The sequence below is a fragment of the Mycoplasma sp. CSL10166 genome, assembly GCF_017116885.1.
Lineage (GTDB): Bacteria > Bacillota_I > Bacilli_A > Mycoplasmatales > Metamycoplasmataceae > Mycoplasmopsis.
The window spans coordinates 107,147-125,228 of sequence record NZ_JAFIRF010000002.1; the positions used below are offsets into that span (position 1 = coordinate 107,147).

Here is an 18,082-nt window from a genome sequence, read left to right on the forward strand (position 1 = left end):
GAAAATAAAATTGTTTTTTAATTATTTCAAAAATTTATTTAAAATTAATATAAGAAAAAAGGAAAAAAATGAATTTTTACAAAGAAATAGATAAAAGAATAAATAAAATAAATTACGAAGTAAAAATATTAATGATCGATAATGATCCATTGATAGATGAAGTGATTGATATCTTCAAGGATAATCATAAAATAAAATTATTTAAATATGAAAGTATAAAAAAAGATTACGAAAAAGATCTTTATGATAAAAAAGAATTTTATAAAAAAATAAGAAACGGAAAAGAAAATATTGAGAGCATTGAATCAACTTTTGAAAAATATGATGATTTATATTCTAGCTTAATTTTGCTTAAAAAAGGTTTTTTTAATGGAGTCATAGGTGGACTTTCATATACTAGTGCCGATTTTATCAGAGCTGCACTAAAAGTAATTGGGTTAGATGATAATGTAGAGAGAATTTCATCAATCATGTTTTTAGTAAAAGAGAATAGCACTCTTTTTTTTAGTGATCCTTCAGTTAATATTAACATAGATGAAAAAACGTTGTACAATATCGGTAAAAACCATATTAACTTTTTAGAAAAATTGAATGTAGAAAGTAATGTTGCTTTTTTGAGTTATTCCACATACGGAAGCGTGGAAAATACACAAACTCAAGAAATTAGAAATATAAGTAATACACTACAAAAAAACACTAAAAGGCGTAAAATAATCGGAGAAGTTCAATTTGATGCTGCTTTTGATAAAAAAATTAGAGCTAGAAAAATAAAAGATACAAACTTTAATAAATGTGAATTTACATCTTTTATTTTTCCTGACCTTAATTCTGCAAATATTGGATATAAATTAGCACAATATCTCGCTAATTATGATGCATTTGGTCCGATATTATTAGGTTTAAACCAACCAGCAAACGACTTATCAAGAGGAGCAAGTAAAAAAGATATTATTTACACAATTTACATTACAGCATTACAAATAGGAGGTAAAAATGAGTAAAATAATAGCAGTTAATCCTGGAAGTAGTTCCATAAAAATAAGTATCTTTGAAAAAGATTCATTAAAATTATTAGCTAATGGTTTAGCTGAAAGAATAGGTTTAAAAAATGGTTTAGTAACCATAAAAAGCAAACAACAAAAACAAACATTAGAATTAGAATTAAAAAATCATGACGATGCAGTTGAAGGTATTTATCAACTTATGCAAAAAATGAACTTGATAAAAAATAAAGAAGAAATTGAATATATAGGTTTTAGAGTCGTTCAAGGCGGTAAATTTTTCAACTCGACAACCAAATTAACAGAAAAGGAAATTAAAATAATTGATAGCGTCTCAATATACGCACCTTTGCACAATCCAGCAGCTATAAAAACAATTCGCGGTTTCCAAAAAATATTCCCAAATTCTAAACTCTCAGCCAACTTTGATACTGCGTTTCACACAACAATAGATAGAATAAATTACACATATGCAATTCCTAAAGAATTAACAGAAAAATATAACATAAAAAAATATGGAGCACATGGAATTTCCCATCAATTTATAACTTTGAAATTAGAAAAAATATTAGATAAAGAAAAAGTAAATTTTGTTAATGTTCACTTAGGAAATGGCGCTAGTTTATGTGCGATAAAAGAAAGTAAATCATTTGACACTTCTATGGGTTTAACACCGTTGGCGGGTATTATGATGGGTACACGTTCAGGAGATATAGATCCGTCAATTCATGAATTTTTAATCAAAGAAACAGGTTTAAATATTACAGAAATAACAGAAATTTTAAATAAAAAAAGTGGTGTGCTTGGCGTTTCCGGAATTTCAAGTGATATGCGTGATGTTCAAAAAGAAATGGAAAATAATAATCCGGATGCACTTTTTGCCTTTGAAATGTACTCTCAAAAAGTTGCAGATTACTTAGTTAATTATATTAACAAAATAGGGCCTAAAGTAGATGCGATAGTATTTACAGCAGGAATAGGAGAAAATAATCCGATTATAAGAAAGTTAATTTTAAACAAAATTAATATTAAAAATATAGTTTTAGATGACTTGTTGAACGAATCTAAAATAGACGATTTTAAATTAATTTCAAGTAGTGAGTCAGAAATTAAAGTTTTTGTAATTAGAACCAATGAAGAATTGCTTATTGCTCAAAATGCATTAAAGATTTATGAGTCATAAAGCGATATATGCAGGATCTTTTAATCCTTTTCATAAAGGTCATAAATCTATTTTAATAAAAGCAACGAAATTATTCGACAAAGTTTATTTAGTTGTGGCCCAAAACCCGGATAAAGAAAAAAATGATATAATAAAAAACATAAATATAATAAAAGAAGAAATAAAAAACTTAGAAAAAGTTGTAGTTTTAAGTGGCAAAGATCAATTAATTGCAAATTTAGCAAAAGAATTGAGTGTAAAATATTTAATAAGGTCAATTAGAAATTCTGAAGATTTGGAATATGAATTTGACTTAGCAGCGGGTAACAAAATTTTAAATAAAAATTTAGAAACTATTTTTATTCTACCTGACGAAAAATACAAAAAATACTCTTCTTCATTAATAAAATCATTGAAAGAAAAGGAAAAAGATGTTTAGATTTATAAAATCATCAAACAAAATAGATAATTGATACAAACACAACAATAACGAAATTGCGTTTTGAGGTCGCTCAAACGTTGGTAAAAGCAGTTTAATTAATAGCATTGTTGATAACAAAAAATTAGCAAGGGTTTCAAAAACACCTGGCAGAACCCAAATGCTAAATTTTTTTGAAAATGAATTCGGTGCTGTTTTTGTAGATTTACCAGGGTATGGATACGCAAAACTTTCTAAAGAAAAAATAGATCAAATGATGAAAATGATTGAAGAATTTTTGATCAAAAGAGAAAATTTAGTAAAACTTTATCTTTTGATCGATTCAAGACATAGTATTACGAAAAATGATGAAAACGTTATTGAATTTCTTAATAAAATAAATCTTGAATATACTTTAGTTTTTACAAAGGCAGATAAGTTAAGACAGAAAGATAAAAACACTCTAATAAAAAGCATTAAAACAAATAGAGATAAATTTAAATTTAATAAATATTTTATAGTTTCATCGGAAACAAAAGCAGGAATAAATGAACTAGTGTTGGATATTAATCAAGCATTCGAGGAAGGTAATAATGAAGAATAAAAAAATGAAAATAATTTTCGGGTCTCTTATAATAGGAATTTCTATCGCAAGTATTTCAGGAGCTATAGTAGCAAGCAAAAATAATCAAATTTCAGAAAAAGAACAATTAAAAAGTTTCAACTTCGGAAGCTATAACAAAAGAGTAAGAAATAGTTATGCAAGTGCTTATATCTCAAATCCTGTTATAAAAACGACAAATAATGTGGATGCTAACAACGAATATTGAAGACAACTTTTTAACTTGAAAAAAATACCTACAAGTAACGAATTAGAGGAAAAAGATTTTTATTTATTAGGTGCGAGGAGTGAATTAATAAATATTTTTGACAAAAAATATAATGTTTATTTTAATTCATACGCTAACGATTTTGAAGGTAAACTATTTTTAGTTGTTAGTTTGTATTTAAAAAATGTATCACCAGCGAAATTATATGACCAAGTAACATTAGAAGTAGATGGTTTTAAAAATATGAATTTTGAAACTATAAAAAATTATGTTGGATTTCAAGATGAAAACTCAATAGAAGTTAAAGAAAATGAACTAACAAAATACAACGATTTTGAATCATTAAAAAATGAATATAATAAAATTAAAGATGATATAACAAAAAAAGAAGATTTCATAAAAAAATTATTTAATAATCTAGAACCAAATAAAGCTTCTAAAATAGATTTTGAAAATACTAACCTTGAGTTTAAAGATAAAAACATAATAGTTTTAAAAACATCATTTAAAGCTAAAATTAATTTAGCAACTAAAGAAAATTTGTTTAATATTAACACTCCTGAGGATCCAAATTATAAAAATATTTTATGAGAACAAAAGGAATTTTTGATATCAAAATTCAATTAAAACAGACTAAGTAAAGTAAAAACATTGTTTTTTAATAAAAAAAGTGCATTTTTTGCATTTTTTTTATTAATTTTAATAATATTGTTGTATTATTTATTAAGTAAAATTAAGATTTAAAAAGAAGGTTAAAATAATGATTGATAAGGCAATTAATTTTTTGAAATTTTATAGCGAAAAACATAAAGTTGGATATGGTATATTTTTATGATTTTTTATAATATTCTCATATTTAATTTTTATAACTAATTGAGGTTTTGCAGGAGCCTTAAATGGCCAGGGATACATAGAAGGTGGTGATAATTTCGGAATATTAGCTCATTTTAGAATTATCAAAGATAAATCATTTGATTTTATGACACAAGCAACTAATTGAGGTATAACTCTCGGAAGAGGTATTGGTTCAGTAGTTGTAGCACTATTGTTAGTAAAATTATTTCACAAAAAAACAACAATAATAGCTATTTCCCTAACATTATTCGGGATACCCGCACAATATTTACCTCACTCTAACGGCTATTATGCATTATTCTTGATCATGCGTACTTTAATGGCAATAGGTGGAACAATGACAATAATTTTAACACAACCTGTTGTTGCAAGTTTTTTTAATAAAAAACAGAAATCTATGCTTTCTTCTTTTGGTATTTTAACTTATCCTCTTGGTACTATAATTGCTATATTGCCCTTTGTGACAACAAATATCGAAGGTTCTAAAACCATAGTTAAAAATTGACAATTAATATTAACAATATTAAGTTCACTCAATTTAATACCATTAATTGTTATGATAATATTCGGTTTAAAGTTTGATGTTCCAACAAAAGCTGAAATTACATACGCAAAAAAAGAACAGAACGGATTTAGAATTTTATGAAAATACTTAAAAACTAAAGAAACTTACTCATGAATTTTATTATTTGGAGGATGATTAAGTGCTTCAGTTTTTCCAGTTATTTTTACAATGAAGATGTTTCAAGATATTTCTGGAATATCAAATGAATTTAATAAAACTCTTAAAATATGAGTAATAATATATTTATCAGCAGTCTTTATTGGACCATTAACTGTTGGTGCTTATTCTAAATACAATATAAAAAGAAAATGATATATAGCATTACTATTAGGACTAGGAATTTTATTTTATATATTATCTTTGGTTATTTTTAAAACTTCTGTAATTAAAGAAAATATTGTTGGTTATGTTTTCTTATATATATTTGGATTTCTATCAGGATTATTTTTATGAGGAATTCAAGGTGTTATTTTGAATTTACCTCATGAGTATAAAAATAATAATATAAGAAAAATGTGTTGGATGTTCTCTTTAATTTGAGGATTAGGATATATTATATTCACAGTATTTACAATAATAGTATCCTTAATACCAATAATTGGTAATTCACTAGGTTATAATAACACTTTAGTTTATGCAATAATCGGGTTTATTATCATTGTACTTGTTTCATTAATTTCCATAGTAGGCATTCTACTATTAAAAGAACCATCTGAAGACGCTCAAACTCTTCCGAATTGATGTGTAAGATTGATACAAACATTTAACAGTAAAGATGGTAATAAAAAATCAAAGCAATAGTTGCTTTGATTTTTTATTTAGTTAGTGTTTTCTTCGTTTTCTTGTATTTCATTCAATCTATTTTTAATTGCATTATAAAAACTAATTAAATCTTGTTCTTGTTCTTCTAGTGATTTATTGACATCAAACGAAAAATTTTGAGCTATTTGTTGGAAAACAGGATCATTTTTTATTTCTTTTGTTAATAAAGATTTTCTACCAATTCTATTTGAAAAAACAGATAACATAACTTCATAAGCAATATCATCAATCATTGCATCAAATAGTTTAGTTCCTTCTTCAGTATAAATTTGATACGGGTTTTTTTGTGAATATTGAACCAAATTAACATTCGATCTCAATTTGTCCATTCTGTTAATATGAGTTTGTCATTTATCATCTAAAACACTGATTATAGTATCTCTAACAACTGAATTAATGGTTTCTGTATCTGAATACTCTAAAGCGTTTTTTATCCACTCTTCAAATACATTTAAAATAATATTTGACACATAATTGGTAAGATCTGTCTCGTGAATCGAACTAATTTCATCTAAATTAAAATTAAACTCAACTAATTTACCTATATTTTCATTTAAGAAATTTACAAGAGCGGCGTAATTATAAGAATGATTATGTAGTGTATATTCTCTATTTTTGACTATTGACCTAGCAGAAGAAGTTATCATACCTCTCACAACTTTTTGAATGTTTGTAGTTACTAGTATTAAATCTCTTTGAGAATAAATTAAATCTCTTTGTTGACGAATAACATCATCATAATTTAAAACCGATTTTCTTGAATCATAATTAAATCCTTCGATTTTCTTTTGCGCATGATTAAATGCAAATTTTAAATTTTTTGAAGTTATTTCCTTGCCTTGAGAATCAGCATACGCTTCTATCAGCGAATCATAACTTGCAAACCTTTTCATTAATTGATCGTCTAAAGAAACAAAAAACTTACTTGTTCCAACGTCTCCTTGACGCCCAGATCGACCTCTAAGTTGGTTATCTATTCTTCTTGAAGTTGCTTTATCAGTACCTAGAACATATAAACCACCTAATGCGATTGCTTCTTGTGAAGGTTTTATATCTGTTCCTCTTCCGGCCATATTTGTCGCTATAGTAACTGATTTAACTTGTCCTGCTTTAGAAATTATATCCGCTTCACTCGCATTTTGTTTAGCATTAAGAACAGTATGTGGAATTCCTTTTTCTAATAATAATTTATGTAATAACTCTGATTCTTCAATCTGTGCTGTACCAACCAAAACGGGTTGTCCTTTTTCATATAATTCTTTAATTTTATTAACAACAGCTTCTCACTTATCTGTATAATTTGCAAATATTGAATCAGACTCATCAACACGAGCAATAGGTTTATTTGTCGGAACAACATTAACTCTCATATTGTAAATATCTATAAATTCTTGTTCTTCTGTTTTTCCTGTACCGGTCATACCACAAAGTTTTTTAAACATTCTAAAGAAATTTTGATATGTAATAGTTGCTTGCGTTTTTGTTTCTGGTTCTACTTCTACTTGTTCTTTTGCTTGTATAGCTTGTTGTAAACCTTCAGAATAACTACGGCCATCCATAATACGGCCTGTAAATGCGTCAACAAGTTCAATTTTACCTTCTCTTATTATATACTCAACATCAATTCTCATAACTTTATGTGCTCTTAAAGCATTTTGAATTAAATGTATATCTTCAGAATTCTCGATATTATAAATATTTTCAGTTTGGTAAAATTTATTCGCTTTCGCAATACCGGAATGAGTTAAAGCAATAGCCTTGCTTTCCTCATCAATAATATAATCCTCAGAACCTAAAGTTCTTACAAATTGGTCGGCAGCAAAGTAACTTTTTTCATCAGTTTCTCCGCCAGAAATTATCAACGGCGTTTGAGCTTCATCTATTAAAATTGAATCAACTTCGTCAATTAAACAAAACTGTAAACCTCTTTGGACTTTTTCTCCAATTGTTTGAACCATATTGTCTCTAAGGTAATCAAATCCTAATTCAGAATGAACAGAATAAGTTATATCACAAGCATATGCTTTACGTTTATTATACGGATCCATTTGAGCTTTATTAATTCCAACTGTTAAGCCTAAAAACTCAAAAACAACACCCATTTCTTTTGCGTCACGCTCTGTTAAATATTCATTAACAGTTGATACAATAGCACCCTTTCCTAAAAGCGCATTTAAATAAACAGGAGCAATAGAAGTAATAGTCTTACCCTCACCAGTTTTCATTTCTGCAACTGAACCTAAATCAAGTAAAATACCACCTAAAATTTGGACATCATAAGGTCTTTTTCCTAAAACTCTTTTTGTCGCTTCTCTCGCTACAGCAAATACATCATTTCTAATATCATCAAGTGTATAACCTTGTTTTAATAAATCTTTAAAAAATTGTGTTTTTGACTTTAATTCTTCATCTGTAAATTTGGAAACTATTTTTTCAAGTTTATTAATTTTCTTGAGCGCAGACTCTGCGATTCTCATTTCAGTCGTCTTAAAATCTAATAATTGCGATAAATTCTTCATATTATTTTAATTATACTTTTTTTTATTTAATTAATAAATAAAAGTTGTTAACTCAAATTATAAAATAGTATATTGATCATTATTCGTGTTTTTTACATCATCATCTCACTTAAATGTTGTTAATTTATCTTTAATTTCACCTTTTTTACTAAAAGCCGTTCTAAAAAAACCTAACACTGTAGCCAATGAATTTATAAAAAGCGGAATTCCGGCAATTAAAGAAGTAAAAGCAAATCCAGGTTTAATACTTGTCATTTTATCTTTTTCAATTTCTTTTAGTTGATTCAAAACCATTTCACCTCCTTTCGCTATATATTTATATTTTTTTCGTTTTACAAACTAAATAAATAAAAAATAGCGTTTTTTCCGCTATTCAACATAATTTGTATTAAATTTACCGACTATTTTTCTCTCATCTGTAATCGAAATTCATATATTTGGATCTATGAATTTTAAATCATGAATTAAGTTTGGGGACTCTAAAATTAATATTGATGTAGTTATCTTTACGCCCTGTTTACCGGTGTAACCAGATTTAAATCTTTCAATTCTATACGAATGTCAGTATTCAATTAATTTAAAATAAGCAAGTATCTTATCAGGTGTATTGCTTACAATAGAAAGAGTTACTTTTTTATACTTTGGATATATTAAATCAACTACATAATTAATCACAAAAACATATATAAAAGTCGAAATTTCTCGAACTCCAAAAATAACTTTATGTTTATTACCGTTTGCATCTTCGACTTCATTAGGTCTTAAAAAAGCAAAAATAATTAGAAACATAATTGCGGTTACATAACCAATAATACTTAATGTAAAACCTATATTTTTTTTAGCTTTCATCGAAAAATAATAACCAATTACGTCTGTTCCTCCGGTTGATCCACCAGCTTTTCAAGAAAGAGAAATACCAATACCTATTAAAGCTGCTCCAATCATTGTATAAAGTAGATTAGAAGGGTCGTTATCATGAACTTCTTTTAAATTCACTTTGCTAGTTAAAACAAATTTTTCGTTAAAAAAATTTAAAACTGATTCTTGATCAAAAATTGTTGTTTGAACTAAAATTTGAAAAAGCATAAATAATACAGTTAAAACTAAAAAAGACCTCTTAATTTTTCATCCAAATATTAAAAATAATGGAACATTTATCGCCAAATATATTAGTGAAAAATATTTTTTAGTAGATTCAAAAGCATAATTGATTAAAGTAGGTATACCTGTGACACCAGAAGGTATGGTTTGGGCACGCCTTAGGAAAATGTAAGTACCTAAATTAAATACTATTGCAGCAACTAAAATAGTTAAAACTCTTCATCAATATCTTTGAAATAATATTTTTAAGTCTATTTTAACTTTTTTGTTGTTTTTTAAGTATATACCCATTTTATACTTAAGTTTTTCTTTTTCTAATTCAATAGCTGCATCGTTATTAACTAGAAGTATATCCTGATTATTTGATGTAGATTCTTGTTTAAAAAAAGCTGATTTATATTTTTGTATTTTTTTAAAATCCATATTTTTTTTCTTTAAATCTGGTACTAAATTTGAATCTGTGTTAGTTGATTTTTTATTATTCATAGTTATAATTGTATTATATTTTTAAAAAATGAAATTATTTTTTTATTTTATATATTTAATGCATAAATAATGTATTATTATTACGAAAAGCCGCATAAAAAAGTCCATTTTATCTTAAAAATAATTTAACATAAATTTTATTAGTTTTTAAGGATATTTTATGGCATTGTTTTCATGTTTTTTTTATTCATTTAAATGATATAAATTTTTTACATGTTTAAATAATTAAAAAATAATTAAAGTCAATAACACAAACAAAGTGAGGTAAAATTATGAAAATAAAAGGTATAGGCGCATCAAACGGAATTGCTATTGCTGAAGTTTTTAAAATCGAAGAACTTCCGGTAGATATAACTACTAATACCGAAGATGTAGAAAAAGAAGTCCAACTATATGAAAATGCTAGAAATGTTGTTTTAGAGAAGTTAAACAAAACAAAAGAATTGGCTAGCAACGAAGAACACAAAGCAATTTTTGATGCTCACATGGGATTTGTTTTAGATCCTGTTGCAATAGAAACAATTAATAATAAAATAACAAGCGAAAAAATTAGTGCTGAATACGCAATAAAAACATTTTATAATGAATTTGCATCTATTTTCGAAAATATGGAAGATGAATATATGAGAGAAAGAGCTGCAGACATAAAAGATGTATTAAAAAAATTATTGTATGTAATTAACGGTATTGAAGAACCTGATTTATTAAACATTAATAAAGAAGTTATTATTGTAGCAGAGGACTTAAGTCCATCTCAAACGGTACAATTAAACAAAAAATACGTTAAAGGTTTTGTAACTAACATTGGAGGGCCAACTTCACATACAGCTATTATGGCTAGAAGTTTAGGAATACCATCAGTTGTTGGTACTAACACAATAATGAAGAATGCCAAAAATGGCGACATTATAGCTCTTAACGGTGCAAAAGGTGAGGTTATTGTTAATCCAAATCAAGATGAAATGAACGAATACAATAAACTCAAAAATGAATATGATGACTATTTAAGAAGAATCAAAGAATTAAAAGGTAAAGAATCAAAAACCAAAGATGATCATCATGTTGAATTAGCAGCAAATATTGGTACACCAAAAGATTTAGATGCTGTTTTAGAAAACGACTCGGAAGCGGTTGGTTTATTCCGTTCAGAATTTTTATATATGGATAACGATCATTGACCAACAGAGGAAGAACAATTTGCAGCTTACAAAGAAGTTGTTGAACGTATGAATGGAAAAAGAGTTGTTATAAGAACTCTTGATATTGGTGGAGATAAAACTCTTAAATATTTTAAATTCCCAGAAGAAATGAATCCTTTTTTAGGATATCGCGCAATTAGATTTTGTTTACAAAATCCAGATATATTTAAAACACAACTACGTGCTTTAATAAGATCGAGTGAATTCGGTAAAGTAGCTATTATGTTTCCGATGATAACAAATGTTAAGGAATTTTTAGATGCTAAAGCCGTTTTTGACGAAGCATATGAAGAAGTAAAACCTAAATATCCAAACATTAAAAACAAAAATGAAATTGAAGTAGGATTAATGATGGAAACACCTGCGGCAGCAATACTTTCAGATAAGTTTGCAGAGTATGCGGATTTTGTTTCAATAGGTACAAACGACTTAATTCAATATTCAATGGCAGCAGACAGAATGAACGAAAATATCTCTTATTTATATCAACCACTTAATCCATCAATTTTAAGATTAGTTAAACATGTTATCGATGGAGCACACAAACACGGAAAATGAGCAGGTATGTGTGGAGAAATGGCTGGTGATAAAAGAGCGGTTCCCTTATTAGTTGGACTCGGATTAGATGAATTTTCAATGAGTGCATCAAATGTTTTACCAACAAGAGAATTAGTAAATAAATTAAGTTTTCAAGAAATGAAAGATTTGGCAAGTCAAGCAGTAGAATTATCAACAGAAGCAGAAGTTCTTGAGTTATTAAGAAAAATAGCTTAACAAAAAATAGATGTTTTAGGCATCTATTTTTTAATTAAATTGGATATACTCATTTTTCTTTTTTTAAGAAATCAATAAAACATTCCAAATGTTAAAAGAGAGTCGACCGCTATACCTCCACCAAACATTAGTGTTATTGATTCTAAACTCGGAATTCAAACATTAGTCTTATAAAGTATAAACATTATTCCGAAGAAAGTTATATTGACAAATAACGATTGAAATAACATGTAATTTGTTTTACCAAAACCATAAAATATACTATCAATAATATTGTTGTACGCAAAAGTAATATAAAAACCTAAACTAATTAAAGCTAAATGATAAATTATTTTATGATTTTTTAATCCCATTACATTTTTTAAAAAAGGATCTCACCCCGGGATTGTTAAAAATCAAATCAATATAACTAAACTCACAATAACAAAATATCCAAATGTGTTATTTTTAATAGCTTTTTCTTTATTCGTACCAACTTCAGCTTTGATTAACTCTCCAAGTTGTAATATAGGAAGTAATAATCAGCCTCAAATAAAGCTATTTGCAGTTCAAAAATCACCAGCTGAACCAACCATATTTACCATTTTAACAACCATGAACATAAAAAATAAATTTCTAACTAAAGTTTCTAAACCAGACAATCCGCTTATTGGCAAAAATTCTCTAAATCACTTAAAATCTAGTTTAGAAAGTTTTCAAATATTAATTTTTTCATAATGTAACAAGATAAAACTTACTATAAGCAAAACAGACGAAACTATTATATTAGTTATAGCAACACCATTTACTCCTAATTGTAAAGAAATACTTAAATTAGAAATGAAAAAAATATCTAAAATTATAATTAAAAATAATTGTAAAAATAATGGTATATAGATATTTTTGTCTTTTTTCATTGTTATTAAGGAAACCAAAATAAATCTAAACATTATGTTAATAATACTTGCAATAGACTCTAACCTAACATAAGCAACGGTTTGATCAATAATAGACTCATTTTGAGCCATCGCTATTGTTAAAGGCCTAGCAGCTCCAATAACAATAAATGTTAAAAGTAAATAAATTGAAAAAGTAAATAACATACCTGTTTTCAACCTATTAATTAATTTTTCTTTTTGACTAATAACGGCTCCAACAAAGAAAAATAAAGGTAATATAAAGGACTCTTGAAGAATTTCATATAACAATTGAACTCATTGCATTTGAGCAGCAATAGAGAAGGTTCAAACATTAGGAACTTGACCTAGTCAATAAATTCTTATTGTATTGTAAATAGTTGGCAAAAACCCAAAAAACAATAAAGCCAAAAACATTCTTAAATTAATTCCTTGAAATATTTTTTTATGAATAACCATTTTAAAACTCCTTTTCATTTTTAATAACAAATTTATTTTACAAAAATAAGGTATAAAAAATAAAAAAAAGAATAAAATAATAAAAATTTATAATAAAAAAACTAAAAAAATGAATTTTTATAATTATAAAATAATTATATATACCTATATACAAGGCATAAAAGTAATAATGTTTTGCTATTTAAAAAATTTGGTAAAATATTTTTTAAATTATTAAAAGAATATAATTTAATTGTATTAAGGAGAAATGAATATGTTTAGTAGAAAAGTAAAAGTTAACTTGATTATAGGACTTACAAGTGCATCAGTTAGTGCTTTATCTGGTGTGGTAGTTTATGCTGCTAACAATTTAAACTCTAACTATAATCAACCAGGTTTTGTAATAACAAGTAGTGATGCTAAGATTATTAGCAAAAATAATTTAGATTTAGACGTTTATACTCCAAGCGTTGTTGATAGAAACATCAAAGAAAAACCTGAACCGAAACCTATTGAAAAACCTCAACCTAAACCAATTAAAAATGTAATTATTGACAGGCCGAAACCTATTGAGGAAAAACCAAAAATTGAAAAACCAAAAGAAGTTATTCCTGAAGTTATAAAAGAACCAATCAAACCAAAAGAAGAACCTAAATTAACTCCACAAGAACAACCTAAACCTAAACCCAAAGAAGAATATAAAACCAAAACAATTAAAAAAGTTTATCAAAACTTTGGAGAAGTAGAAGTTAGTGTTACAGAATTTCCGGAAAGACAGGATTTTAGAAATGATGTTGAAAAAGGGATTGTTAACAGAGTTCCTTATAGAGCGGAAATCACACCAGATTTAAATGGTATTACTGTGACTGATCAATTAATTGCAAGAACCGCTGAAAACGCGAGAAAATCGATTTCAACTAAAATAAATACATTTAAGTTTATTCTAAATGAATTTAATTTGGACTCAAGACAAACTGAGACAGCAAAAAAATCACTAATTAGACAAAACGAAGATTATTATATTGACATAGTTTATAAATTTGGTAGACTGCTACAAAATGGAGATAAAATAAAAGAATTCCTTACAGATGAAGGGGTTCAAAAATATGACCAAATAAAACAAATACCAGGAACCTATGAGTATTACGATAGAGCCGGTAACCGCCATGAAATTAAAATTAGCGACATTGCTCTTATAACATATATTGATTTCGAAAAATTTAAAAACCCTACACTAAATGCTAGAAAACAACTAGAACAAGGTTATTTTATAGACCCAGATGATCCTAATATTTACATAACTGAAAATGGGGAATTAGACTCTCATACATACTCACCAATTGTAAATAAAGTTACAGCAGAATATGAACGTAATAACACCGAAAAAAGAGTTTTTGGATTTAAAACCATTTATACTCGTAATCCTGAACAAATTGCAAACGGTGGATATTATGGTTGAAGTAATAGAGATGTAACTTCAAATTACGCAAGCGAACATAATTTAGATATTCAACCTGGCGACGGAATTAAAGTCGATCACTTAACAAGAGATACAAGAGAAGAAGGAAAATTAAATGAAGCAGATGTTATTACAATTGACGCAAGTAATAATATTGGATATAAAAAAGCTCTCAAATTAATTAATGATATAAAAGAAAAAAATATTCCAGTTGTAGGATTTAGATTTAAAAATATAGGTAAAAACGATAGTTCACAAAAATTTAAAGATATTTTTGCGGCATTACCTAATAAAATACCATTATTAGAATTATTCTTAGAAAGTACAAACACTTCATCATTAAGAGCTCTTAAAGATAAAGAAATTGATGAAATGGCATTTTATACAACAACAAATTCTTTAGTTGAAGAATGAAACTTAAATCCATGAGCAGTTAAAGGGGCAGCTTGAGTTAATACAGCCGACTATAACGTAAGTTTCGGATATGCCTCCGATGCAAAAATAGTTTCAAGAATTACATTTGATAGTTTATCTTTTGACAAGGAAGATTTTATTAAGACAGATAACGGAGTAGATGCAACTTCAGTCAATAACGGATTGCGTATGGCATATTGAGTTAGAAATAATGAAAAAATATTCCAAGGTGGTTTTGGTCCAGGTTTAAAACCTGACAGAAACGAAGCGGGCAACAGTTATCCTGTTGGTTTAGATTTAAGTAGGGTACCTGCAATGAAATCTTTAAGATACTTAGTTTTTAATGATATAGAACATAAAAATCCAGGAACAAGAAAATTAAGAAGATTAGTTTTATTTAATGATAGAGATTATTTCGAAATAGATACTAACGAATTAAATAATGCTCAATTCTATGATATTATTGATAGAAATTCATTCAATGTTCCTAAATCAAAAATTATTTTTAGTAACGGAAAAACAACCAATAAAATACGTATTAAAGGAACTTCAAAAGGTCATACTCTCAACCCGAGCGGATTTAATAACTTAAATACATTAATTGATTTTAGTGATAATACTTTTAGTAGAAACACTATAATCGAAGTTCCACAAGATGAAACAAATTTAATTAATCAATTGAGAAATAGTGGATACAACGTAAGTACATACGACGAACAAGAAGGCGATATCCAATGATCATAGTTCAAATTTATGATTTAAATTTAATAGGAGGAAAGTAATGCATTTTTTAAAATTAAAGAAAAATAAGATAAATGTGGCTATCATTATTTCCTCGTTAGCTATTTCCACTTCTTTGGCCGCTGGTGTTTATAATTTTTCATCAGGAAAAAATTCAAGTGAATACGAATTTAAAATAGAAAACACAAGACCAAAATTAATTAATAAAAATAATTTAGATATTGTCAGAGGTGAAACTTCAATAATTGATGATAATTTAAAAGAAATTCCACAACCAAAACCTATTGAAGAACCTAAACCAGAACCAATTAAAGAAAAAGAAATAATCAAAAACGAAATAAATCCTAAAAGAGAAAAAATTGCTCCTAAACCAATACCTAAACCAATAGAAAAACCCAAAATAATTACTCCTAAACCAATACCTAAACCAATAGAAAAACCCGAGTCAAAACCAGTTGAACAACCTTCACCAATTGTTAAAGTAGTGCCGGAACCTGTACCTGAAGAAGTTAAAGATCCGGAACCTAGTCCGTCAGATAATAGGGCAGTTATTGATGGAGTTAGAGTTAGAGTAAAAAGAGAATTTCCGAAAGAACCGGTTGTAGAAGAATATGATATTAATAATAAATTAAATAATAGGATTAAATATATTGATTTAATAGGGACTAAAATCACAAGCATTGAAGCAACAGAAGAACTTAGAAAAGCTCAAGTTACAAAAGCTACAGATTTCTTATTTACTAATAAAAGCTTATTTAAAGCACACATAGAAGATTACAAACAAATAGTAAAACAAACTGAACAAACTGGTAAAACTTGAGATTGAGAACTTTATTTTAGTAGACCATCTAATCAAAATACTTTTAGCAAATTTGAGGATAGATTTGGATTGTTATTTGATCCTAAAAACGAAAAAAACTTTGTTAATTTTTTAACAGAGCAAGGACAAAGAGAGTGGCCTGAACATAAAAAATTATATGAAGGCAAACCATATGAAAAGATAAAATATGAGAGACTTTTATGATTAATGAGTAATTTAGATCAAACTAAATTAACAAAGATTTCTAACGATGTAGAGAATCTTTTCAAGGAAGGTCATACTTTAGGAGCGGAAGGTTCATATATAAATGAAAAAGGTGAAATAAGCAGTCATATAGGTGCCGTTCCCGATGGTCATAACCAAACATTAAATAGATATTATAGAGATAATATTGAAAAAAGAGCGTTTGGATATAATGATTGAATGTGGAGAACTGGCGGACAAATTAAAGACGGCTTATACCCTGGATGAGAAAAAAGAAATATAAAAAGTGATCCTAAATTTAAAAAATATAATATCCAAAACATTGATGGTATAGAAATTTATGAACTTACAAGAACCAATAATGACCCTGCAATCAAGAGAGAAAAAGGTACTGTTGTAAGTATTGACGCAAGTGATGATAGAGCTTACGAAAAAACCAAATCATTAATTGAAGAACTTACAGAAGATAAAGTTGAAATAACTTCATATAGAATATTAAACATGGGTCAAAAATCAGCAGGTCAAAAATTCAAAGACATTTTAAAAGCTTTACCCAAAAAGTTACCGCAATTAGAATTATTTTTTGATGCGGCAGCTTCTAATACTTCATCATTAATTGAACTTGAAGATAAAGAAATTGACGAACTTTCGTTATACACAGAAGGTAATTCGTTAAAAGAAGAATGAAATCTTAACCCACTTTCTTTCCGTAATGTTGCTTGAGTAAACAGCATTGATTATAACGTAGGTTTTGATTATAAACCCGGTTCAAAATTAGCTACAAGATTAGTATTTAATACAATTTCATTTGATAAAGGAGACTTAATAGAAAATGCTCCAAATGATGTTGCTAAATTTAAACGTATCAACGACGGTCTAAGATTGGTATATTGAGCAAGGCACCACGAACCTTTTTTTAGTAGTGGAGATTACTCGTACCCAATGAATTTAGATTTTAGCAGAGTCCCACAAATTAGATCACTCAAAAATTTAGTATTCACCGACATAGTTCACCCAGAAAAACCACAAAGAAGACTTAGAAAAGTTAATTTATTTAATACTGGTTCTTACTTCGACATTTACGCAAACGAACTAAATGATGCCGGATTTTCTAAAAATATGGTTATAGGAGAACCGGGACCACCCGAAACCAAAATTACCTTTTCAAATAATAATGAAACTCAATATGTTTACATTAAAGGAAATACAACTTTAAGTACAAGTGGTATTAATGAATTAAGAACTTTAATATCATTGGGTAAACTTAAAAATACAATAAAAGTGGATAAAGAAAATATCGCTTTAATCGAACAACTAAAAGCAAATGGATATGAAGTTGTTGATAGTGATGAAACATGAGAATTTTCATAGGAGATAA

13 protein-coding genes are annotated in these 18,082 nt (G+C 27.2%); 9 read left to right on the forward strand and 4 right to left on the reverse strand.

From position 1 onward, the window contains the following. Nucleotides 1-68: 68 nt before the first annotated feature. From JXZ93_RS02790 to JXZ93_RS03940, 6 genes are all read left to right on the forward strand, one after another. Nucleotides 69-1,001, forward strand: coding sequence for a phosphate acyltransferase (locus tag JXZ93_RS02790; RefSeq protein ID WP_205852023.1), 933 nt, complete (start codon nucleotides 69-71; stop codon nucleotides 999-1,001). Beyond that, complete coding sequence (locus JXZ93_RS02795) at nucleotides 994-2,184, forward strand: acetate/propionate family kinase (protein ID WP_205852666.1); 1,191 nt, start codon at nucleotides 994-996, stop codon at nucleotides 2,182-2,184. The genes JXZ93_RS02790 and JXZ93_RS02795 overlap by 8 nt, the downstream gene beginning before the upstream one ends. Beyond that, nucleotides 2,174-2,602 carry a pantetheine-phosphate adenylyltransferase gene (coaD, locus tag JXZ93_RS02800; RefSeq protein WP_205852021.1) on the forward strand — a complete coding sequence of 143 codons (429 nt, stop codon included), beginning with the start codon at nucleotides 2,174-2,176 and terminating at the stop codon, nucleotides 2,600-2,602. The genes JXZ93_RS02795 and coaD overlap by 11 nt, the downstream gene beginning before the upstream one ends. Then, nucleotides 2,595-3,185, forward strand: coding sequence for a ribosome biogenesis GTP-binding protein YihA/YsxC (yihA, locus tag JXZ93_RS02805; RefSeq protein WP_205852020.1), 591 nt, complete (start codon nucleotides 2,595-2,597; stop codon nucleotides 3,183-3,185). The genes coaD and yihA overlap by 8 nt, the downstream gene beginning before the upstream one ends. Beyond that, the gene (locus tag JXZ93_RS02810; RefSeq protein ID WP_205852667.1) at nucleotides 3,175-4,038 is read left to right on the forward strand and encodes an MAG1430 family protein; all 864 of its coding nucleotides are present in this window, start codon (nucleotides 3,175-3,177) and stop codon (nucleotides 4,036-4,038) included. The genes yihA and JXZ93_RS02810 overlap by 11 nt, the downstream gene beginning before the upstream one ends. Before the next feature lie 133 nt (nucleotides 4,039-4,171). After that, on the forward strand, nucleotides 4,172-5,632 hold the full coding sequence (locus JXZ93_RS03940) for a hexose phosphate transporter (RefSeq protein ID WP_205852018.1): 1,461 nt from the start codon (nucleotides 4,172-4,174) through the stop codon (nucleotides 5,630-5,632). A gap of 17 nt (nucleotides 5,633-5,649) precedes the next feature. Here the strand turns inward: JXZ93_RS03940 and secA are convergent, their stop codons facing one another. From secA to JXZ93_RS02830, 3 genes are all read right to left on the reverse strand, one after another. Beyond that, the gene (gene secA, locus JXZ93_RS02820; protein WP_205852668.1) at nucleotides 5,650-8,172 is read right to left on the reverse strand and encodes a preprotein translocase subunit SecA; all 2,523 of its coding nucleotides are present in this window, start codon (nucleotides 8,170-8,172) and stop codon (nucleotides 5,650-5,652) included. Between the two features lie 57 nt (nucleotides 8,173-8,229). After that, on the reverse strand, nucleotides 8,230-8,466 hold the full coding sequence (locus tag JXZ93_RS02825) for a hypothetical protein (protein ID WP_205852669.1): 237 nt from the start codon (nucleotides 8,464-8,466) through the stop codon (nucleotides 8,230-8,232). Between the two features lie 75 nt (nucleotides 8,467-8,541). Continuing rightward, a complete protein-coding gene (locus JXZ93_RS02830) occupies nucleotides 8,542-9,759 on the reverse strand; it encodes a YitT family protein (protein WP_205852015.1) in 1,218 nt (405 codons plus the stop codon). Between the two features lie 272 nt (nucleotides 9,760-10,031). On the opposite strand from JXZ93_RS02830, the gene ptsP reads away from it, so the two are divergent. Next, the gene (ptsP, locus tag JXZ93_RS02835) at nucleotides 10,032-11,732 is read left to right on the forward strand and encodes a phosphoenolpyruvate--protein phosphotransferase (RefSeq protein WP_205852670.1); all 1,701 of its coding nucleotides are present in this window, start codon (nucleotides 10,032-10,034) and stop codon (nucleotides 11,730-11,732) included. Between the two features lie 23 nt (nucleotides 11,733-11,755). Here the strand turns inward: ptsP and JXZ93_RS02840 are convergent, their stop codons facing one another. After that, nucleotides 11,756-13,087 carry an MATE family Na+-driven efflux transporter gene (locus JXZ93_RS02840; protein ID WP_205852013.1) on the reverse strand — a complete coding sequence of 444 codons (1,332 nt, stop codon included), beginning with the start codon at nucleotides 13,085-13,087 and terminating at the stop codon, nucleotides 11,756-11,758. A gap of 253 nt (nucleotides 13,088-13,340) precedes the next feature. Between JXZ93_RS02840 and JXZ93_RS02845 the strand changes: the two genes are divergently transcribed. Then, nucleotides 13,341-15,683 carry a putative immunoglobulin-blocking virulence protein gene (locus tag JXZ93_RS02845; RefSeq protein WP_205852671.1) on the forward strand — a complete coding sequence of 781 codons (2,343 nt, stop codon included), beginning with the start codon at nucleotides 13,341-13,343 and terminating at the stop codon, nucleotides 15,681-15,683. A 37-nt stretch (nucleotides 15,684-15,720) separates the two neighbouring features. Further along, nucleotides 15,721-18,075, forward strand: a complete 2,355-nt coding sequence (locus JXZ93_RS02850; protein ID WP_205852672.1) for a putative immunoglobulin-blocking virulence protein — start codon at nucleotides 15,721-15,723, stop codon at nucleotides 18,073-18,075. Nucleotides 18,076-18,082 lie beyond the last annotated feature (7 nt).